General features: G+C 62.6%; 18 protein-coding genes. 4 read left to right on the top strand and 14 right to left on the bottom strand.

Annotation, left to right across the window (positions count from 1 at the left end; translation table 11 throughout):
• Window positions 1-18: 18 nt before the first annotated feature.
• Together OZ911_RS16850 and OZ911_RS16845 are read left to right on the top strand one after the other, a co-directional pair.
• Window positions 19-693 carry a GltB/FmdC/FwdC-like GXGXG domain-containing protein gene (locus OZ911_RS16850; protein ID WP_023047053.1) on the top strand — a complete coding sequence of 225 codons (675 nt, stop codon included), beginning with the start codon at window positions 19-21 and terminating at the stop codon, window positions 691-693.
• A gap of 15 nt (window positions 694-708) precedes the next feature.
• The gene (locus tag OZ911_RS16845) at window positions 709-2034 is read left to right on the top strand and encodes an FMN-binding glutamate synthase family protein (RefSeq protein ID WP_016487528.1); all 1326 of its coding nucleotides are present in this window, start codon (window positions 709-711) and stop codon (window positions 2032-2034) included.
• 188 nt (window positions 2035-2222) lie between these two features.
• On the opposite strand, the gene OZ911_RS16840 is transcribed toward OZ911_RS16845, so the two are convergent.
• Window positions 2223-3635, bottom strand: a complete 1413-nt coding sequence (locus tag OZ911_RS16840) for a purine-cytosine permease family protein (protein WP_016487527.1) — start codon at window positions 3633-3635, stop codon at window positions 2223-2225.
• Window positions 3636-3986: 351 nt separating this feature from the next.
• Complete coding sequence (locus OZ911_RS16835) at window positions 3987-4439, bottom strand: Lrp/AsnC family transcriptional regulator (protein ID WP_016487526.1); 453 nt, start codon at window positions 4437-4439, stop codon at window positions 3987-3989.
• A 111-nt stretch (window positions 4440-4550) separates the two neighbouring features.
• On the opposite strand from OZ911_RS16835, the gene OZ911_RS16830 reads away from it, so the two are divergent.
• Entirely contained in the window at window positions 4551-5165 is a 615-nt protein-coding gene (locus OZ911_RS16830) for a LysE family translocator (protein WP_016487525.1), read from the top strand.
• On the opposite strand, the gene OZ911_RS16825 is transcribed toward OZ911_RS16830, so the two are convergent.
• From OZ911_RS16825 to OZ911_RS16780, 10 genes are all read right to left on the bottom strand, one after another.
• Window positions 5158-7359, bottom strand: a complete 2202-nt coding sequence (locus OZ911_RS16825; protein ID WP_268968373.1) for a GAF domain-containing hybrid sensor histidine kinase/response regulator — start codon at window positions 7357-7359, stop codon at window positions 5158-5160. The two genes, OZ911_RS16830 and OZ911_RS16825, sit on opposite strands and share 8 nt — an antisense overlap.
• Before the next feature lie 122 nt (window positions 7360-7481).
• Window positions 7482-8045, bottom strand: a complete 564-nt coding sequence (locus OZ911_RS16820; RefSeq protein WP_016487523.1) for an NUDIX hydrolase — start codon at window positions 8043-8045, stop codon at window positions 7482-7484.
• Window positions 8046-8047: 2 nt separating this feature from the next.
• Window positions 8048-8800, bottom strand: coding sequence for a GntR family transcriptional regulator (locus OZ911_RS16815; RefSeq protein ID WP_016487522.1), 753 nt, complete (start codon window positions 8798-8800; stop codon window positions 8048-8050).
• Window positions 8801-8888: 88 nt separating this feature from the next.
• Entirely contained in the window at window positions 8889-9278 is a 390-nt protein-coding gene (locus OZ911_RS16810) for a carboxymuconolactone decarboxylase family protein (protein ID WP_023047056.1), read from the bottom strand.
• 62 nt (window positions 9279-9340) lie between these two features.
• Window positions 9341-9826 (bottom strand): flavin reductase family protein, encoded by a 486-nt coding sequence (locus tag OZ911_RS16805; RefSeq protein ID WP_016487520.1) that lies wholly within the window; start codon window positions 9824-9826, stop codon window positions 9341-9343.
• Between the two features lie 12 nt (window positions 9827-9838).
• Window positions 9839-11320, bottom strand: coding sequence for an aldehyde dehydrogenase (locus OZ911_RS16800; RefSeq protein WP_070086915.1), 1482 nt, complete (start codon window positions 11318-11320; stop codon window positions 9839-9841).
• A complete protein-coding gene (locus OZ911_RS16795; protein ID WP_016487518.1) occupies window positions 11317-12150 on the bottom strand; it encodes an alpha/beta fold hydrolase in 834 nt (277 codons plus the stop codon). Before OZ911_RS16795 ends, OZ911_RS16800 begins: the two co-directional genes overlap by 4 nt.
• Window positions 12151-12218: 68 nt before the next feature.
• Window positions 12219-12815 carry an amino acid synthesis family protein gene (locus OZ911_RS16790; protein WP_003256068.1) on the bottom strand — a complete coding sequence of 199 codons (597 nt, stop codon included), beginning with the start codon at window positions 12813-12815 and terminating at the stop codon, window positions 12219-12221.
• 323 nt (window positions 12816-13138) lie between these two features.
• Window positions 13139-14179 (bottom strand): LLM class flavin-dependent oxidoreductase, encoded by a 1041-nt coding sequence (locus OZ911_RS16785; protein WP_016487517.1) that lies wholly within the window; start codon window positions 14177-14179, stop codon window positions 13139-13141.
• Between the two features lie 75 nt (window positions 14180-14254).
• The gene (locus OZ911_RS16780; protein WP_023047057.1) at window positions 14255-14740 is read right to left on the bottom strand and encodes a flavin reductase family protein; all 486 of its coding nucleotides are present in this window, start codon (window positions 14738-14740) and stop codon (window positions 14255-14257) included.
• Between the two features lie 317 nt (window positions 14741-15057).
• Between OZ911_RS16780 and OZ911_RS16775 the strand changes: the two genes are divergently transcribed.
• Window positions 15058-16461 (top strand): purine-cytosine permease family protein, encoded by a 1404-nt coding sequence (locus OZ911_RS16775; protein WP_023047058.1) that lies wholly within the window; start codon window positions 15058-15060, stop codon window positions 16459-16461.
• Window positions 16462-16599: 138 nt separating this feature from the next.
• On the opposite strand, the gene OZ911_RS16770 is transcribed toward OZ911_RS16775, so the two are convergent.
• Together OZ911_RS16770 and OZ911_RS16765 are read right to left on the bottom strand one after the other, a co-directional pair.
• On the bottom strand, window positions 16600-18225 hold the full coding sequence (locus tag OZ911_RS16770) for a methyl-accepting chemotaxis protein (RefSeq protein WP_023047059.1): 1626 nt from the start codon (window positions 18223-18225) through the stop codon (window positions 16600-16602).
• 229 nt (window positions 18226-18454) lie between these two features.
• Window positions 18455-19654 (bottom strand): NAD(P)/FAD-dependent oxidoreductase, encoded by a 1200-nt coding sequence (locus tag OZ911_RS16765; protein WP_023047060.1) that lies wholly within the window; start codon window positions 19652-19654, stop codon window positions 18455-18457.
• Between the last annotated feature and the right edge of the window lie 83 nt (window positions 19655-19737).

The following is a 19737-nucleotide window of genomic DNA, read 5'->3' as shown; positions in this document are numbered from 1 at the left end:
GAACCCCTGGAGAACCTTATGAAGACGATCGACCTATCCAGCACTTCGGTGCGTGTGCTCAACCAGTCACTGCACGGCGAGGTGCAGGACCTCGAATGGCAAGTGACCCATCCCGGCGGCAAGCACAACCTGGCGGTGGGCATCAACGCCGCCGTGGCGGTGGATATCGAAGGCCATGCCGGCTACTACTGCGCCGGCATGAACCAGCAGGCCAGCGTGACCGTGCACGGCAACGTGGGTGTCGGCGTGGCCGAGAACATGATGTCCGGCCTGGTGAGGGTCAAGGGCAGTGCCTCGCAGGCCGCAGGCGCCACCGCCCATGGCGGGCTGCTGGTGATCGAAGGTGATGCCGGTGCCCGTTGCGGTATTTCCATGAAAGGCGTGGACATTGTGGTCGGCGGCAGCATTGGCCACATGAGCTGCTTCATGGGCCAGGCCGGACGCCTGGTGGTGTGTGGCGATGCCGGCGACGCGCTGGGCGACTCGTTGTATGAGGTGCGCATCTACGTCAAGGGCTCGGTGCAGTCACTGGGCTCGGACTGCATCGAGAAAGAAATGCGCGCCGAACACCTGCAAGAGCTGCAGGAACTGCTGAACAAGGCTGGCCTGGACCATAAGGCCGCCGATTTCAAACGCTACGGCTCGGCCCGCCAGCTGTACAACTTCAAAGTCGACAACGCCAGCGCGTACTGATCCAGGAGCATTCCCATGAGCGAGCAATTCCCCCCGGTACTGCGTGAGTCGGCCACCTTCGATCGCCTGACCATCCAGGAAATCCAGCGTGCCGCCGAAACCGGCATCTACGACATCCGCGGCGGTGGCACCAAGCGCCGTGTGCCGCACTTCGACGACCTGTTGCTGCTCGGCGCCAGCGTGTCGCGCTATCCCCTGGAAGGCTACCGCGAGAAGTGCGGCACCGACGTGGTGCTGGGCAACCGGTTTGCGAAAAAGCCGATCCACCTGAAAATCCCGGTGACCATCGCCGGCATGAGCTTCGGCGCGTTGTCGGCCAACGCCAAGGAAGCGCTGGGCCGTGGTGCGACCATCGCCGGCACCAGCACCACCACCGGTGACGGCGGCATGACCCCGGAAGAACGTGGCCAGTCGCAGCACCTGGTGTACCAGTACCTGCCTTCGCGCTACGGCATGAACCCCGACGACCTGCGCAAGGCCGACGCCATCGAGATCGTCCTCGGCCAGGGCGCCAAGCCGGGCGGTGGCGGCATGCTGCTGGGCATGAAGGTAACCGAGCGGGTAGCCGGCATGCGCACCTTGCCGATCGGCGTCGACCAGCGCAGTGCCTGCCGCCACCCGGACTGGACCGGCCCGGATGACCTGGCGATCAAGATTGCCGAGATCCGCGAGATCACCGACTGGGAAAAACCCATTTACGTGAAGATCGGTGCCAGCCGCCCTTACTACGACGTCAAGCTGGCGGTAAAGGCTGGTGCAGATGTGATCGTGCTAGACGGCATGCAGGGCGGTACCGCAGCCACTCAGGAAGTGTTCATCGAGCACGTTGGCATCCCGATTCTTCCGGCCATCCCGCAGGCGGTGCAGGCGCTTCAGGAAATGGGCATGCACCGCAAGGTGCAGCTGATCGTCTCTGGCGGTATCCGCAACGGTGCCGACGTAGCCAAGGCCATGGCCCTGGGGGCAGACGCAGTGGCCATCGGCACGGCGGCATTGATTGCACTGGGTGACAACCATCCGCGGCTGGACAGCGAGCTGAAGAAGATTGGCTCGGCTGCGGGCTTCTATGACGACTGGCAGAACGGTCGCGATCCGGCTGGCATCACCACCCAGGACCCAGACCTGGCCGGGCGCCTGAACCCGGAAGAAGCGGGTCGCCGGCTGGCGAACTATCTGCGGGTGCTGGTGCTGGAGGCGCAGACCATGGCGCGGGCGTGTGGCAAGTCGCACCTGCACAACCTTGACCCGGAGGACCTGGTGGCGTTGACCGTGGAAGCGGCCGCGATGGCGCGGGTGCCCTTGGCGGGGACGGCCTGGGTGCCGGGGCAGGCGCAGTACTGATCCACCGTTTTTGGGGCTGCAAAGCAGCCCCAGGGCACCCCAATCGCCCATATCAGCGCCATCGCTGGGAGGCTATGTCGAGGGCGTATCGCCCATTGGGCAGGCACTGGTGCAGCTCAAGGGGGTGGCGTTCACCTTCGTGTAATGCTTCGTGGTGAGGCTGGGCGATAGGGCCGTTACAGGTTGAATCAGTGTCCCATGGCCAACTTGGCACTTGTCTGCCGACGACGGTAGGCACTGTCACGGCTGGCCAGCCACCAGTACAGCGGTGAGGTAATTGCCAGCCCTACCAGCCACGACAGGTCAGCCCCGTTGATGTGCTCGGAAATCGGCCCGACATACAGCGGCGTGTTCATGAAGGGGATCTGCACCACGATACCTACCGCATAGGCTATCAACGCCTGTGGGTTGTAACGCCCGTAGATACCGCCATCGACCTGGAAGATCGACTGGATGTCGTAGTCACCTTTGTGGATGGCATAAAAGTCGATCAGGTTGATCGCCGTCCACGGTACCAGCACCACCAGCAGCACCAGCACCATGTCGACGAAGTGGCCGATGAAGTCTGCCGAGGCGAACACCGCCACCACGCAGCAGGCCGACAGCACGATCAGCGACAGCACCGCACGGCTTTTGGCGGTGGGGATCCAGCGATAGGCGAAGGTTTGCACCAGGGTGATGATCGACAGTACAGCGCCATACAGGTTGAGGGCGTTGTGGCTGATGACGCTGAGCAGGAACAGCACCAGCATGATCGGGCCCAGGGTACCGGTGGCCAGCTTGACCGCATCCATGGTGTCCATCCCGGCCGGAATCGCCAGTACCGCCACGGCGCCGAAGATGAACGACAGGCTCGAACCCAGGGCTGAGCCCAGGTACGTTGTCCAGAACGTCGAGCTGACTTTCACATCTGCCGGCAGATAACGCGAGTAGTCCGACACATAGGGCGCAAAGGCGATCTGCCACAGCGCCGCCAGCGACACGGTGGCCAACCAGCCGGCCAGGTTGAAGCCGCCGCGGGTGAGGAAGTCGTCGCTTTGCACGTGGCTGAAGATGTAGCCGAAGCCGACCACGATACCGATGCCCAGTACCCAGGTGCCAATGCGGTTGAGCACGTGGATGAAGCGATAGCCGATGATGCCGATGATGCCTGAACCCAAGGCACCGATGACGATGCCCACCGGCACCGGTACGGCATCGACCACACCGTGCAGCGATTTGCCGGCGAGCACGATGTTGGAGGCGAAGAAGCCGATGTACATGACGCCGGCGATTACCACCACCAGCAGCGCGCCGAGCGTGCCGAACTGGGCGCGGCTCTGGATCATCTGCGGGATACCCATTTGCGGGCCCTGGGCCGAGTGCAGTGCCATCAGCACCCCCCCGACCAGGTGACCGACCAGGATGGCGACGATGCCCCATATCAGGTTCAGGTGGAACAGCTGCACGCCCAGCGCGCCGGTGACGATGGGCAGCGGGGCGATGTTGCCGCCGAACCACAGTGTGAACAGATCCCTTACCTTTCCATGGCGGTCTTGCGGGGGCACGTAGCCGATTGTGTGTTTTTCTATCAGGGGTGCCGAATTGGCTGCACTGGTCATGACTGACTCCAAGGCAAGGTAGGGCATCGGGAGCTGCCCGGGGGCGTGCCGGCGATGGGCAACGCGTTCTTGTTGGAGGGATGATGCGGGGCGCGGGGATAACGAGAAATTAGTAAATATGTACCCATAAACCTTAAAAAACCTAAGGCTGACAAAAGCTTAAGCGGGGGACGGTAGCAAGGACGGTGCCAGTTGGCGGCAGGGCTTGAAGTAGAGGGGTTGAGCCCTGTTTCGGCAGAACGCGGCGGGCGTTGATGGTGCGTCGTGCGCATTTGCAGGGCAGCTGAATGGTTGCCTGCATCGGCCCTTTCGCGGGGCTAGCCCGCGAAAGGGCCAGTACAGGCAATAGAGCTACATCGGCAACAACCGGTCCTGGATCACTTCCTTCATCACCAGGGTTGAGCTCAGGCGTTTCACATTGGGAATGCTGGTCAGGTGCTCGTCATACAGCTTCTGAAACGCCGGCAGGTCCTTGGCCACCACATGCAGCAGGTAATCCGGGTCGCCGAATAACCGCTGTGCTTCGACAATCTGCGGAATCTCCGAAAGTGCCGCTTCAAAATCCGCCACCGGCTGCCGGGTCACCTCGCGCAGGGTCACGAACACCAACGCGGCAAAATTCAGCCCCAGGGCGCTCGGCGCCAGGCGGGCGTGATAGCCCAGAATCGCCCCGGATTCTTCCAGTGCCTTCAAGCGCCGATGGCAGGGCGACAGGCTGAGCCCTACGCGGTCGGCCAGTTCGGTTACCGATAGCCGACCGTCTTTTTGCAGCTCGGCAAGCATTTTTCTATCAGTTCTGTCCATTGAGAAGGATCTTCCAGTCATTGAGCGATTGCAGGGAATATACGAAAGAAAATCCCCGGGCGGAATCCGTAATCTTTCGACATCCCAAGGCAGTAGATAAGGAAGATTCAAGTGGCTATCAGTGTGCTGACGGCGTTTTGGGCCGTGTCGATGCTGTTCGTGATTACCCCGGGCGCAGATTGGGCTTACGCCATTTCGGCAGGCATGCGTGGGCGCTGGGTAATGCCCGCGGTGGCGGGCATGTTGTCGGGGCATTGCCTGGCGACGCTGGTGGTGGCGGCCGGGGTAGGCAGCCTGCTGGCAGGCCACCCATTGGCACTGACCTTGCTCACCCTGGCGGGGTGCAGCTACCTGCTTTGGCTGGGTGGTAACCTGTTGTTGAGCCCGGCATTGCCGGCAGCCGGGCAGGGCGGTGCGGGGGATTCGGGTTCGCGCTGGGCGTTGAAGGGCTTTTGCGTCAGCGGCCTGAACCCGAAGGTTTTCCTGCTGTTCCTGGCTTTGCTGCCGCAGTTCACCGACCCTCAGTCGAACTGGCCAGTGCCGTTGCAGATCTTGCTGCTGGGGCTGGTGCACCTGTGCAGCTCGCTGGTGATCTACTCACTGGTCGGCTATGGCGCCAAAGCCGTGTTGAGTACCCGGCCGGGGGCGGCGAAGCTGGTCGGGCGGGTGTCGGGGGTGGCGATGATTACGGTGGCCCTGGGCTTGATTGCCGGGCAAATCAACTGACACCGTGAGGCAAGGGGGCCAGGACGTTCCCGAGCGTCTGGCACAGCTGTTCTGCCGAGTAAGGCTTGGCCAGAAAGGTAAACCCTTGGTGCCCGCCTTCGGCAATTGCATCGCTGTAGCCCGAAGTAAGGATCACCGGAAGCTGCGGGCGCTGACGGCGCAGCTCCAGGGCGAGTGCCAACCCACCCATGCCGGGCATGACCACATCGGAAAACACCGCATCAAAACCGCCCGCCGGGCCAGTCAACTGCGCCAGCGCCTCTTCCGCCGAGCGTGCACAGCTGACCTGATAACCATGGTCCTCAAGGATCTGCGCGCTGAAGCGGGCCAGGTCGGAATTGTCCTCTACCAGCAGTATCCGTCGCCGCTCGCTCTGTGCTTGCAGCAGGCTGCCGGCCGAGGCGTCTTCCGACGGGGCAGCGGGCGGATCCTCCTGCGGCAGGTAAAGGGTAAACGTTGTGCCTTGGCCGGGGGCACTGGTCACTGCTACATCCCCCCCGGACTGCTTGGCAAAGCCGAACACCTGCGACAGCCCAAGCCCGGTCCCTTCACCTGCAGCTTTGGTTGTGAAAAACGGGTCGAAGATGCGCTCCAGCAAATCGGCGGCAATACCGGTACCACTGTCGCTCACGGATATCGCCGCGAATGGGCCTGGCAGGGACGGCTGGCCGCGCAAGGCCGGCAGGCGCTGATCGGCCTGCAGGCGCAGTTGCAACACACCTTCGCCGGCCATGGCATCCCGGCCGTTGAGCATGAGGTTGATCACTGCGTTCTCCAGCTGGCTGAGGTCGGCGCGGATGTGGCACGGCGCAGGCGGTAACTGCAGCTCGACCTGGATGCGTGCGCCGGTGGCGGTGTCGAGCATGTCAGCCATCGCTTCCAACCGTGGTCCTGCCTCGAACACGTGTGGGCTGAGGGCCTGTCGGCGGGCGAAGGCCAGGAGCTGACCGGTTAGTTTGGCACCACGGTCGACGGTGTCGGATATGGTCTTGAGGTAGCGTTCGCGACGCTTCTCGTCGAGGTCGGGGCGTTGCAGGAAGTGCAGCGAGGAACGGATGATGGTCAGCAGGTTGTTGAAGTCGTGGGCAACGCCACCTGTCAGCTGGCCGATGGCTTCCAGCTTTTGTGCCTGGCGCAGCACGGCTTCGGTGTGCAGCAGCTGGGTCGTGCGTTCTTCCACGCGGTGCTCAAGGTTGGCGTTGAGCGCCTCCAGCGCTGCCATCGCCTCACGCACTTCAGCATTGGCCTGAACCCGCTGGATATGCGCCCAGCAACGTTCGGTAACCTCGCTGATCAGCGCTTGCTCGTAGTCGGTCCATTCCCGGGGAAAACGGTCGTGAATCGCCATCAGCGCGGTCAGCCTGCCAGCCTTGATCAGCGGCATGCAGACAGTAGCGGTGATGCCGATGGCCTGAAATGTCGCCGCTTCGTCAGCGGCCAGTTCGCGAAGATTGTCATTGATCACCAACGCCAGGCCGCTGCGCAGGCGGCTGACCGCCAGGCGGCCGAAATCATGCAGGTGATATTGGCCCACCAGGCGTGGGGAGCCGGGTGCTACGGCATCGCCGCAGATGGTGAAGCCATTCTCGTCCGGCTCCATTACCGCATAGGCGCAGCTGGACAAGCCAAGGTGCTCGACCAGCATGCGCGTGGTGATGGCCATGATCTGGTCGGGGTCGGTGGCGTCGGCCACGGCGCGCCCGAGGCTGTCGAGAAAGTTAAGGCGCAGGTTGGTGACCACACCGGCGGTGGTTTCGGTAACCGTATCGAGCATGCCAAGCACTTCGCCATCCAGGCCGCGAATCGGGCTGTAGCAGAAGGTGAAATAAGCCTGCTCCGGGCCGCCGTTGCGGTCGATCGTCAGTGGGAAGTCTTCGATGTACACCGCTTCGCCGGACAACGCACAGTCGGCCATTTTGCTGATATCGGCCCAGGCCTCATGCCACACGTCGCGGAAGGGGATACCCAAGGCCGAGGGCTTGCGCCCGAGAATCGGGATGAAAGCATCGTTGTGCAGGGTGATGAGGTCAGGGCCCCAGAGCACCGCCTGCGGAAAACGCGAAGCCAGGCACAGGGCCATGGTGGTCTTCAGGGCGTCAGGCCAATGTTCCAATGGCCCCAGGGGGGTGGCGGCCCAGTTGTGGTTGCGGATGCGTTCGGCCATCAGCCCGCCGCCGTCTAGCCATTTCGCCATTTGTTCTGTCGGTCCTTTAACACAAGGCCTTAGGGTGCACCGAGAATAGACGGTTGGCGAGCATTTTGTGGTGGCCTGTGCCGGCCTCTTCGCGGGTTCACGCGCGAAGAGGCCGGCACAGGCTAGCGCATGAAGTGCACCTTGCCAGTGTCGTCATTGCCCATGTAGATCCCGTAGACCCCGGCCTGCCGTTCAAGGATGTAGCGCTCGAGAATCTGCCGGATAGCCGGATAGTAGATGTCGTCCCACGGAATCTCGTCGGGCTCGAAGAACTTGTATGCCAGGGTCTCCGGCCCGTAGTGCCCGGTTTCTTCGGCGACGACGGCGCGGAAGATGATGTACACCTCGCTGATCCTGGGTACGCTGAAGATGGAGTAGGGCGAGACGATGTCGGCACGCACCCCGCTTTCTTCCCAGACCTCGCGCAGTGCAGCCTGCTCGGTGGTCTCGCCAGCTTCCATGAACCCGGCCGGCAAGGTCCAGGTGCCGGGGCGCGGCGGGATGGCGCGCTGGCACAACAGGTACTTGCCATCGCGCTCGATGATGCAGCCGGCGATGATCTTCGGGTTGATGTAATGGATGTAGCCGCAGCCGGTGCAGTGCAGGCGTTCGTGGGTGTCGCCTGTGGGAACGCCCCGGGCCAGTTCCGTGGTGCAGTGCGGGCAGTAGCGGGGGGCGTTGGGCATGATCAGCGGCCTATGCGAGGTTCCTTCAGGGCCAGGGGCTCGACGATGTCGCGCACCTTGGTGTTGTCATCCTGCTTCTGGCGCAGGTAGTCCAGGGCCACCTTGGCGGCAGCGCGGACGTGGTCGACCGAAGCTTGGTGGGCCACCAGCGGGTCACCACCCTTGATGGCTTCGACGATCTTTTCCATTTCGCGGTTGCTGGCGCCGCGGCGGTTTTCTTGCGACACCGAGGTGGCGCGCAGGTAGCTGATGCGCGCCTGCAACTGGCGCAGTTGCTGGGCCGCCACCTGGTTGCCGGAGCCTTCCAGCAGCACGTCGTAGAAACCTTGTACCGAATCCAGCACCTGTTGCAGCTCGCCTTCTTCCAGCGCTTCGCGGTTCACCTCCAGGGCGCGTTCCAGGGCACGGATGTCCTTGGCCTTGGCGTTGAGGGTGAACAGCTGCACGATCAGGCCTTCGAGCACACAGCGCAGCTCGTAGATGTCGCGGGCGTCTTCCAGGGTGATGATGGCGACACGCGGGCCTTTGGCGTCGGCGAATTCCACCAGGCCTTCGGACTCCAGGTGGCGCAGGGCTTCGCGCACCGAGGTACGGCTGACGCCGAGGCGGTCGCAGAGGTCGCGCTCCACCAGGCGGTCGCCGGGCAGCAGATGGAAGTTCATGATTGCGGCGCGCAGCTTGTCTAGCACGATTTCGCGCAGGGTAACGGGGTTGCGGTTGACCTTGAAGCTGTCGTCGAGTGGCTGGCGTTTCATCAGGAGCGCTCTTTATGAGGCTGTTGCGCCAACATCGCGGAACGCCCCGAACCGAGGCTTTCCATGCAGTGGTTCGAACAGCCCGTTGTTAACGGGTTGACTCCGCATCGGCTTCGGCAAACGCTTCACGGGCCAGGCGGAAACTGTCCACCGCCGCGGGTACGCCGCAATAAATGCCGACCTGGAGCAGAATTTCGCGAATCTGTTCACGGCTCAGGCCATTGCGCAATGCGCCGCGGATGTGCAGCTTGAGCTCGTGGGGCCTGTTGAGCGCGGAAATCATGGCCAAGTTTATCATGCTGCGCTCTTTGAGCGACAAGCCTTCGCGGCCCCAGACGTGGCCCCAGCAGTATTCGGTGACCAGTTCCTGCAATGGCTTGGTGAACTCGTCGGCGTTCTGGATCGAGCGGTTGACGTAGTCCTCGCCCAGCACCTGGGTGCGGATGGCCAGGCCTTTGTCGTACTTCTCGTTACTCATGTGCCGTACTCCGGAAGAAAAAAGGGAACGGGGGCTGCAAAGCAGCCCCGGCGGTCTCAAGGTCAGCCCAGGGGCGGCAGGGCGCCCAGTTTGCCTTTGTGGTACACCATCGGCGTCACCGGCTCGGCCGGCAACACCAGGTTCTTCACTGCACCGACGATGATCGCGTGGTCCCCACCGTCATACTCGCGCCACAGTTCGCACTCGATGATCGCGGTCGCCTTGGCCAGCAGCGGGTTGCCCAGTTCGCTCAAATGCCACTCAACGCCCTTGGCCTTGTCCTTGCCCTTGCCGGCGAAGGCGTAAGCTTCAGCGGTCTGTTCGGCAGACAGCAGGTGAATCGCGAACTGCTTGCTGTCACGCAGGATCGGGTAGGTGTCGGAAGCGTAGTTGGGGCAGAACAGTACCAGCGCCGGGTCGATCGACAATGCGCTGAAGGCGCTGGCGGTGATGCCGACGATGGCGCCGTCGGCGTCCAGGGTAGTCACTACCGTGACGCCGGACGGGAAAGAGCCCATCACGTCTTTGTAGATGCCGGGTTCGATCATCTTGTGTTCCTCCTAGCGCATCACGAACGGGTCGGGCATCGGCGCGGTGGACAGGTTGATCCACACGGTCTTCAGCTCGGTATAGGCCAGCACCGAATCGATGCCGCTCTCACGGCCGTAGCCGCTGTTCTTGAAACCACCAATTGGCGCCATGGCCGACACGGCGCGGTAGGTGTTGACCCAGATGATCCCCGAACGCACGTCGCGGGCCAGGCGATGAGCACGGCCCAGGTCACGGGTCCAGATGCCGGCGGCCAGGCCGAACTGCGAGTCGTTGGCGATTTCCAGGGCCTCCTCCTCGGTCTTGAAGCGGATGACCGCGGCGACAGGGCCGAACACTTCTTCCTGCATGATGGTCATCGAGTTGCTGTCGCACTCGAACAGGGTCGGCTCGTAGAACCAGCCGTCACCCTCGACCTCGGCACGCTTGCCGCCCATGTGCAGCTTGGCACCTTCAGCCTTGGCCGCAGCCACCAGGCCTTCGACTACGGCCAACTGCTGCGCGGTGGCCATAGGGCCCATTTCGCTGGCGTCGTCCTGCGGGTTACCGATGCGGATGCGCTTGGCGCGGGTAATCAGGCGCTTTACGAATTCGTCGAAAATCTCGTCCTGCACCAGCAGGCGCGAACCGGCTACGCAGCTTTGCCCGGAGGCGGCATAGATGCCGGCCACGGCACCGTTGATGGCGCTGTCCAGGTCGGCGTCGGCGAAGATGATGTTCGGCGACTTGCCGCCCAGCTCCAGCGACAGCTTGGCAAAGTTCTCGGCACTGCTGCGCACCACATGGCGGGCTGTAGCGGCGCCGCCGGTGAAGGCGATCTTGCGCACCAGCGGGTGGCGGGTCAGTGCCGCGCCGGTGGTCGGGCCGTAGCCGGTGACCACGTTGACCACACCGGCCGGGAAGCCGGCTTCGAGGGCCAGACGGGCCAGCTCGAGGATGGTCGCCGAGGCATGTTCGGACGGTTTGAGCACGATGGTGTTGCCGGCAGCCAGGGCTGGGGCCAGCTTGATCGCGGTGAGGTACAGCGGGCTGTTCCACGGGATGATCCCGGCAACCACGCCGATGGGCTCGTGCACGGTGTAGGCGAACAGGTCGGGCTTGTCCAGCGGCAGGGTGCCGCCTTCAAGCTTGTCGGCCAGCCCTGCGGTGTAGTGGAAGAACTCTGGCAGATAGCCGACCTGGCCGCGGGTTTCGCGGATCAGCTTGCCGTTGTCACGGCTTTCCAGCTGGGCCAGGTGTTCCTTGTTCTCGCTAATCAGGTCACCCAGGCGACGCAGCAGCTTGCCACGCGCGGTGGCGGTGATGCTGCGCCATTCCTTGCTGTCGAAGGCACGCTGGGCGGCCTGCACGGCCAGTTCGACGTCGGTTTCGTCAGCGTCGGGAAGCTGCGCCCAGGCTTGGGCGGTGGCCGGGTTGAGGCTGTCGAAGGTCTTGCCGCTCTGCGCATCGCGCCATTGGCCGTCGATGCACATCTGGAAACGAACGAGGGTCATGCAACAATCCCCTTGGCGGATTCGGTGAGGGTGCGGGCTTGCGCGAGGAAGTCCAGCAGCATCTTGTTGACTTCACGGGGTGCTTCTACCGGCATCATATGCCGTTGCTCGGCGAGGACCACGCTGTGCGCACCCGGAATGCTGGCGGCAAGCTGGCGGGTCATGGCCGGGGTGGAGCCCGAATCGAGTTCGCCCGTGGCGATCAGCGTCGGCACCTGGATGCTGCCCAGGTCGTCAGCGCGGTACATGTCCTGAGTGGCGAACAACGAATACGTGGTGTGGTAGCCCTGCGGGTCGTTGCTCGCCAGCACTTGGCGAATGGCGGCGACCTGCGCCGGGTTGGCAGCCTTGTATTCACGGCTGAACCAACGATCCAGGGCGGCATCGACGTTGGCGTCGGGGCCCAGCTCCGCTGCCTGGGCAGCGCGGGCGATCACGCCGGCACTTTGCTCGGGGGTGCGGTTGAACACGCTGTTGAGCACGACCAGTGCAGTCAGGCGCTGCGGGTAGTGCAGGGCGAATGCACGGGCAACCAGGCCGCCCATGGAGAAGCCGATCACGGTCGCTTGTTGAATTTGCAGGTGGTCGAGCAGCTCGGCGAGCTGGTCGGCGTAGGCTTGCAGCGGCGTGTCGGCAGCCGGCACGCGGCTTTGACCGTGGCCGAGCATGTCGTAGGCGATGACACGGTAGTCGTTGGCCAGGCCAACGATCTGGCCGCCCCACATTTCCTTGTTCAGGCCCACGCCGTGGATCAGTACCACGGGTTGGCCCTGGCCTACGGACAGGTAGCTGGTGCCGGCAGGTGTACGTTCAGCGACAGGCTGAATCATGGAGGGCGCTCCTTGAAGGTCGGGCGCGGCGGGAAAGCACGCCACGCCCCGGCCCGTCTTGGTTGTTGTTATTGAGCGTTGGCTTTTTCGGCAGCCAGTTCTTCCAGGTCGATGTAGCGGTTGCCGATGCGCGGGTGCAGGCGGCCGCCGTCGGCAGCGCCCAGCACCACAACGATTTCATCGGCCCGCGGGGCGTCTTCGATCTGCATTTCCAGAGTGATGTAGTGCGAACGCAGGCCTTCGTCGTCCTTCTGCATCATCGGGATCTGAATCGAGGTGCCGGGGCCGCCGCGCTTGTTGGTGAAGCTCAGGTAGCTCTTGGCCTGCACCGCTTCGCGGTAGTGGTTGCCGAAGCGCAGGGTGTGGATCACAGCCGAGGCGTGCTCGATTTCGCCGTCGGCGCCGACCACGGCCGCTTTACCGTAGGCTTCGATCTTGTCGGCACCGCCAATGGCAGCGGTCAGGCGCTCGACCATCAGTGCACCCAGCTCCGAGCAGTTGGCGCGGATTTCCGGCTTCAGATCTTCAACAAAACCGCGACCGGCCCATGGGTTCTTGATCACGACGGCCAGGCCGACCATGGTCACTGGTTTGTCGGTGGCCTTGCCGCCTTCGATGCGGGTCTCTTCGGAGTAGGTGACGATCTTGCGGATTTCGAAACTCATGGAGGGCTCCTGGTGAGGGTTATCAGCTCTTGTTGTCTGATGGTATACCATAATATTTGTTGTGCAAGAGGTGTCAGGAAATTTCTCTTGTCGGGGGACGAAAGGTGGCCTGATGCCTTGATTTCGCTGCTGTCTGTACTGGCCCTATCGCCGGCAAGCCAGCTCCCACAGGTACCGCGCTGCATTCAGAGCCTGTAGTGGCAATGTGGGAGCTGGCTTGCCGGCGATAGGGCCAGTAAAGGTTTCAAAAAAAAGCCCGCTCACGCAGGCTGAAGGGGCCCACGTGAGCGGGCGCGTCCCGCAATGATTCAGGCAATGGGAATTCAGGCGAACGCCGGCACCACTTCCTTGATGAACAGTTCCAGCGACTTCTTCTTCTCGGCGTGGGGCAGGCTGTTGTCGCACCAGAAGCTGAACTCGTCGACGCCGAGCTCCTGGTAGTACTTGATGCGCGCGATGATTTCTTCCGGCGTGCCGATCATGGTGTTCTTGCGAATGTTCTCCAGCTGGAACGCCGGCACTTCGGCAAACTTCGATTCCGGGCTCGGCTCCAGGAAGCCGTTGACCGGAACGGTCTTGTTACCGAACCAGGCATCGAAGGTGCGATAGAAGCGCGAGATGGCCTGCGCGCCGACTTTCCAGCCTTCCGGCTCGGCCGGGCTGTGCACGTGGGTGTGGCGCAGCACCATCAGTTGTGGGCGCGGCACGTCCGGGTTGTTGTCCAGAGCGGCCTGGAACTTGTTCTTCAGGTCCAGTACTTCTTCGTCACCCTTCATCAGCGGGGTGACCATGACGTTGCAGCCGTTGGCCACGGCGAAGTTGTGCGAATCCGGGTCGCGGGCGGCGATCCACATCGGCGGCGTCGCGTTGAACGGTTTCGGCACGCTGGTGGAGGTGGGGAACTTGTACACTTCGCCGTCATGGGCGTAGTCGCCTTCCCACAGCTTACGTACGACCGGCACCATCTCGCGCAGCGCCTTGCCGCCGTCGGTGGCTGGCATGCCATTGGCCATGCGGTCGAACTCGAACTGGTAGGCGCCACGGGCCAGGCCCACTTCCATGCGGCCGTTGCTGATCACGTCGAGCAGGGCGCATTCGCCGGCGACGCGGATCGGGTTCCAGAACGGCGCAATGATGGTGCCGGCACCCAGGCGAATCTTGTCGGTGCGCGCGGCCAGGTAGGCCAGCAGCGGCATCGGGCTCGGCGAAATGGTGTATTCCATGGCGTGGTGCTCGCCAATCCACACGGTGCTGAAACCGCCGTTTTCGGCCATCAGGGTCAGTTCGGTCAGGTCTTCGAACAACTGGCGGTGGCTGACCTGTTCATCCCAACGTTCCATGTGTACGAACAACGAAAATTTCATGGGGCTTTCCTCAACGCTTGAAAGGGGCTGGCGCCTGGCAGGGGAGGCGCCAGTGGTCTCGAGTCAGAACAGGCTTCAGGCAAAGGCCGGCAGGCTGGCCATCTTGCCGCGGCAGTACACCATCGGCCGGGGCGCTTCTTCGGGCACGATCAGGTTATGCACCTTGCCGACCATGATGGCGTGGTCGCCACCTTCATATTCACGCCACAGTTCGCATTCGATGACGGCGGTGGCGCCGGCCAGGATCGGGTTACCCAGTTCGCTCATGGACCACTCGATGCCGCTGGCCTTGTCCTTGCCCTTCTTGGCGAACGCATAGGCTTCGGCTTGCTGTTCACCCGAGAGCAGGTGAATGGCAAAACGCTTCTGTTTCATCAGCACCGGGTAGGAGTCGGAGGTGTAGTTGGGGCAGAACAGCACCAGCGGCGGGTCCATCGACAGGGAGGAGAAGGCGCTGGCGGTCAGGCCGACAACCGAGCCGTCATCGTCCAGGGTGGTGATGACGGTAACGCCGGACGGGAAGGAGCCCAGGACGTTCTTGTAGACGGTTGCGTCGATCATCGGGAATACCTCTAAAAGGCTGCGGTGGTCCGCGGTTTTTATCGTTGATGTGTCTGATGGTATACCGTAATACCTATTTTGCAAGCGGAATTTTAATGCCCGAGGTTTACACGATGAACGGCTCAAGGCCACGTATAACGTGGCTTATAGCAGTGAGTGGATTTGTGGTAGGGCTTTCCAAAGCAGATCAGTGGACGATTTTTACTGCGGATCAGTGTTGTCAAAATCTTGGAATACCATAATATGGTCCGCAGCTGAGAGGCCGCCTAGATGCGGTTTCCTTACAACGATAAAAACGACCTTTCGAGCTGAATCCTATGTCCCAACCGTCATCGCAACACCAGTTTGTCGAGAATCACACGGTCGATTACGTTCCACCTGCCGAGCGCCACGGGAAGGCGCGCGACCTGTTCACCCTCTGGTTCAGTACCAACATCGCGCCACTGCCAATTGTCACCGGCGCCATGGTGGTCCAGGTGTTCCACCTGAACCTGTTGTGGGGGCTGATCGCCATTGTGCTGGGCCATCTGGTCGGGGGCGTGGTCATCGCCCTTGCCTCTGCGCAGGGACCGCAGCTGGGCATTCCACAGATGGTGCAAAGCCGTGGCCAGTTCGGCCGCTACGGCGCCTTGCTGATCGTGTTCTTCACCGCACTGATCTATGTCGGCTTCTTTATTTCCAACATCGTCCTGGCGGGCAAGACCATTCACGGCATTGCCCCGAGCATGCCGATGCCGGGCGCGATCGTGATCGGTGCCCTGAGCGCCACGGCCATTGGCGTGATCGGCTACCGCTTCATCCATGTCCTGAACCGCATCGGTACCTGGGTGATGGGCTCTGCGCTGCTGGCGGGGTTCATCATGATGTTCGCCCAGGAGCTGCCGGCCGACTTCTTCAGCCGTGGTGCATTCAATCTGTCGGGCTTTATCGCCACCGTGTCACTGGGCACCATCTGGCAGATCAGCTTCTCGCCGTACACGTCCGACTATTCGCGTTATCTGCCACGTGAAGTGGGCATTGCCAAGCCGTTCTGGGCCACTTACTTTGGCGCGACCCTGGGCACCATCCTGTGCTTCAGCTTTGGTGCCGTGGCGGTGCTGTGCGTGCCGGAAGGTACTGACGCCATGGACGCAGTGAAGCAGGCTACCGGTTGGCTGGGCCCGATCCTGATGGTGCTGTTCCTGCTCAATATCATCAGCCATAACGCCCTTAACCTGTATGGCGCGGTGCTGTCGATCGTCACTGCTATTCAGACGTTCTTTGCCGAATGGACGCCAAGCATCAAGGTGCGGGTAATCCTGGCCTCGGTGATTCTGCTGGGCTGCGGGATGGTCGCGCTGAACGCCTCGGCGGACTTCATCGGCCACTTCATCGGCCTGATCCTGGCGTTGCTGCTGGTGCTGGTGCCGTGGGCTTCGATCAACCTGATCGACTTCTATCTGATCAAGAAGGGCCAGTACGACATTCCTTCGATCTTCAGCGCTGATGGCGGCATCTATGGTCGCTTCAATCACCACGCGATCATTGCCTATGCCTGCGGCATTCTGGTGCAGTTGCCGTTTGCCAACACCGCCCTGTATGTGGGGCCGTATTCGAGCATTGTCGAAGGGGCGGACTTGTCCTGGCTGTTCGGGTTGCTGGTGACGGTGCCGTTGTATTACTGCCTGGCGACGCGGGGGCAGGCGGTCAACAGTGCGCGGGTTATCAGCGTCAACGACTGACAGTTGCAATGGGGGCCGCCTTGCGGTCCATTCGCGGGGCAAGCCCGCTCCCACAGATTCAACCAAAGCAATGGAGTGAACCTGTGGGAGCGGGCTTGCCCCGCGAATGGGCTGCAAAGCAGCCCCGGCTATATCCGATCAAACCTTGAACTGCGCCACCATGCCATTCAGGTCCACCGCCAACCGCGACAAGTCCTGTGCCGCCGCGCTGGTCTGGTTGGCCCCCGCTGAGGTCTGCATCGCCAAATCACGAATGTTCACCAAATTGCGGTCCACTTCGCGCGCCACCTGCGCCTGCTCCTCTGAAGCACTGGCAATCACCAGGTTACGCTGGTTGATCGACGCAATCGCCTCGGCAATCACCTCCAGCGCCTGACCGGCGCCCTGGGCCACTTCCAGCGTGCCCGTCGCACGCCCCTGGCTGCTGTGCATCGCCGTCACGGCCCGCTCGGTACCGTTCTGGATGCCGGCAATCATCTGCTCGATCTCTGCGGTCGACTGCTGGGTGCGGTGGGCGAGGGCGCGGACTTCGTCGGCCACCACGGCAAAGCCACGGCCTGCCTCGCCGGCGCGGGCTGCTTCGATAGCGGCGTTCAGTGCCAGCAGGTTGGTCTGCCCGGCAATCGCGCCGATCACATCCAGCACACGGCTGATCTCATTGGCATTGTTGGCCAGCTGTTCGATCTCGACCGAGGTGCCGGTCACATCGGCCACCAGGTGCTGGATGGACGCCAGTGCCTGGTTGACCCGGTCACGGCCATCGCGGGTGGTCTGGTCGGCACCTTTGGAGGCGTCCGCAGTGCTGACTGCATTGTTCGCCACTTCCTCGACTGCTGCGGTCATCTGGTTGACAGCCGTGGCGGCCTGGTCGATTTCGGCGCTTTGCTGATGCAGGCCGCGGCTGGTGTCTTCGGTGACGGTGTGGAGTTCTTCCGAGGCTGAGGCCAACTGGTCGGACGAGGCGGCGATCTTGCGGATGGTGTCGCGCAGGCTGCCTTGCATGCGGCTCAGGGCGCGCAGCAGCAAGGCGGGCTCGTCGCGGCCGGTGACGCGGATTTCCTGGGTGAGGTCGCCCGTGGCCACACGTTCGGCCACGGCCACTGCATCGGCCAGAGGCACCACGATGCTGCGAGTCAGCACGGTAGCCATCGCGGCCAGGGCAAGCATGATCACAAGCAACGAGAAGATGATGGCGTTAAATGCTTCGTCCGCTACATCGCTGCTGCGCTGCGAGGCATCTTCGGCACCCTTGCTGTTGTAGTCGATCAGCGCCGTCAAGGCCTTCATCATGCTGTCGGCTCGTTGGGTGAGCGGGCCGCTGATCTGCTGCTTTGCCTCGTCCATGCGGCCTGCAGCAATGTCCTGCAGCACTTTCAGCTGCAGTTCGAGGTACTGGTGATACCCGTCGTTGAAGGTGTTGAAAAGGGCACGGTCGTCGGCCGCGATGATGGTGTCGGCGTAGTCCTTCAGGCCACCTTTGAGCTCGGCATTGATGGCTTCGAGCATCTGCAGGTTACGTGTGCGCTCGCCGGGGTTATCGTCCAGCGCGGCCCGCAGGGTAACGGCGCGGGCGCGCCCGAGGTTGCTGCTGATGTCACCCAGCGCTACCACAGCGGGTATCCAGGTGACCCGGATCTCGTCGGTGGCCGTGTCCATCTGGCGGGTTTCGTAAAGTGCGATAAGGCCCATGATCAGGACCAGGACGCCCAGCAGGGCAAACACGCTGGCAGCGCGAATGCCGATTTTCAAATTCCTTAACTGCATGGAATGCTCCTTGACGGTGGCGTGCAGGCGTCAGGAGCTGGCTGCAAAGCCAGGACACCGAGGTGGCGCCAGGCTCTTGATGCACTGCGGGTTAGTAGATTTTTCTCACCCTCTTGCATGGTTTTCTTTGAATGATGCCATATGGCCATCATTGTTGAACAGTCATTCAATGTAACGAAATAATTGACAAAACCGACGTTTTTTGACGGTTTTGTCAGGTTTTCTCGCATCAAACGATGGCAATCATCGGGTCGGCAGCTGCCAACGCCAAGGTGCGGTCAGCTGCCGGCGGGTAGATCCACACCGAGTTGATCTGGCGCTTGAGGTGCTTGCCTTCCTGGCCCTGCAGTTTCAATTCTCGTTCCCAGCCTTCGCTGTACGCCGCCCCCCACTCACCCAGGTCGAGGCAGGTGACGTACTTGGGCTGGCGGTACACCACAGGTGCCAGCCCCAGCAGGTCGGCCATGGCGTTGTTGCCACTGTGGCGACCCATCGGGATGGCGTGTTGGCAGGTCATCAGGGCGTGGTTGCCAGCTTCGTCCACAGCAGCCCAGGCAGTATCGCCGGTCGCATAGATGTGGTCCTGGCCAATGACCTTGAGGTGCCCGTCGACCTTGAGCCTGCCGAAGTTGTCACGCTCGCCGGCAACCTGAGCGGTCAGCGGGCTGGCCTTGACACCGACGGTCCAGATCACGGTGTTGCTGGCGATGTACTCGCCGTTGTCCAGGGTGACGCCACCGGCATCGACAGCCACCACCGAGGTGCCAGTCAGCCACTGGACGCCGGCAACCTGCGAGGCGGCAACAATCGACGGCTTGATGCCTGCACCCAATGCCGCGCCGATGCTGGCGCCACGGTCAACCAGCAGCACCTGCACATCGGCGCCTGCGAGGATGGCGCGCAGCCGGGCGGGCATTTCGGTGGCCGTTTCGATGCCGGTGAAACCACCACCGCAGACCACCACGGTATTGCGGGCAGGTGAAGGGGGCAGGGCAGCCAGGCCCGTCAGATGCTGCTCAAGGCGTACGGCCGACTCCATCTTGTCGACGTCGAAGGTGTACTCGGCCAGCCCCGGGACTGCTGGGCGCGCTACCTGACTGCCAGCGGCGAGGATGAGGCGGTCGTAGCTGATCTGGTGGCGCTGGCCTTGGCTGTCGATGTAGCTCACGGTGCGCGCATCGGCGTCGATGGCTTGGGCGTTACCGGTGATGAAATGCACGCCCACCGCAGTGAACAACTCACCCACGGGGGCCTTCAACGTGTGTGCGTTGGCCTCGTAGAAGCGCGGGCGAATGTGCAGTTCCGCTTGCGGCGCGAGCACGCTGATGCTCAGGTCGTCGCGCTGGGCCTGGTCGAGTAGCCGGGCGGCGCTCAGGGCGCTCCACACACCGGCAAAGCCGGCACCGATGATCAGGATGTTGGATTTCATGCAGGTGCTCCGAAGGTCGGGGATGAAAACGGTGGCTTCGATCGCACGAGAGGTGCCGCTCGAATAACTACGACTCTATTGGT

Origin of the sequence: Pseudomonas fortuita (assembly GCF_026898135.2) — a bacterium.
GTDB classification, from domain to species: Bacteria; Pseudomonadota; Gammaproteobacteria; order Pseudomonadales; family Pseudomonadaceae; genus Aquipseudomonas; species Aquipseudomonas fortuita.
Note: the sequence above shows the minus strand (reverse complement) of the source record. Positions and strands in the feature narration are given on the sequence as shown.

Excerpts from the sequence above, each read along its gene's own strand:
- OZ911_RS16850 (WP_023047053.1), top strand. The coding sequence starts at position 19 with ATGAAGACGATCGACCTATCCAGCACTTCGGTGCGTGTGCTCAACCAG.
- OZ911_RS16845 (WP_016487528.1), top strand. The coding sequence starts at position 709 with ATGAGCGAGCAATTCCCCCCGGTACTGCGTGAGTCGGCCACCTTCGAT.
- OZ911_RS16840 (WP_016487527.1), bottom strand. The coding sequence starts at position 3,635 with ATGACCAGTGCAGCCAATTCGGCACCCCTGATAGAAAAACACACAATC.
- OZ911_RS16835 (WP_016487526.1), bottom strand. The coding sequence starts at position 4,439 with ATGGACAGAACTGATAGAAAAATGCTTGCCGAGCTGCAAAAAGACGGT.
- OZ911_RS16825 (WP_268968373.1), bottom strand. The coding sequence starts at position 7,359 with ATGGCGAAATGGCTAGACGGCGGCGGGCTGATGGCCGAACGCATCCGC.
- OZ911_RS16820 (WP_016487523.1), bottom strand. The coding sequence starts at position 8,045 with ATGCCCAACGCCCCCCGCTACTGCCCGCACTGCACCACGGAACTGGCC.
- OZ911_RS16815 (WP_016487522.1), bottom strand. The coding sequence starts at position 8,800 with ATGAAACGCCAGCCACTCGACGACAGCTTCAAGGTCAACCGCAACCCC.
- OZ911_RS16810 (WP_023047056.1), bottom strand. The coding sequence starts at position 9,278 with ATGAGTAACGAGAAGTACGACAAAGGCCTGGCCATCCGCACCCAGGTG.
- OZ911_RS16805 (WP_016487520.1), bottom strand. The coding sequence starts at position 9,826 with ATGATCGAACCCGGCATCTACAAAGACGTGATGGGCTCTTTCCCGTCC.
- OZ911_RS16800 (WP_070086915.1), bottom strand. The coding sequence starts at position 11,320 with ATGACCCTCGTTCGTTTCCAGATGTGCATCGACGGCCAATGGCGCGAT.
- OZ911_RS16795 (WP_016487518.1), bottom strand. The coding sequence starts at position 12,150 with ATGATTCAGCCTGTCGCTGAACGTACACCTGCCGGCACCAGCTACCTG.
- OZ911_RS16790 (WP_003256068.1), bottom strand. The coding sequence starts at position 12,815 with ATGAGTTTCGAAATCCGCAAGATCGTCACCTACTCCGAAGAGACCCGC.
- OZ911_RS16785 (WP_016487517.1), bottom strand. The coding sequence starts at position 14,179 with ATGAAATTTTCGTTGTTCGTACACATGGAACGTTGGGATGAACAGGTC.
- OZ911_RS16780 (WP_023047057.1), bottom strand. The coding sequence starts at position 14,740 with ATGATCGACGCAACCGTCTACAAGAACGTCCTGGGCTCCTTCCCGTCC.
- OZ911_RS16775 (WP_023047058.1), top strand. The coding sequence starts at position 15,058 with ATGTCCCAACCGTCATCGCAACACCAGTTTGTCGAGAATCACACGGTC.
- OZ911_RS16770 (WP_023047059.1), bottom strand. The coding sequence starts at position 18,225 with ATGCAGTTAAGGAATTTGAAAATCGGCATTCGCGCTGCCAGCGTGTTT.
- OZ911_RS16765 (WP_023047060.1), bottom strand. The coding sequence starts at position 19,654 with ATGAAATCCAACATCCTGATCATCGGTGCCGGCTTTGCCGGTGTGTGG.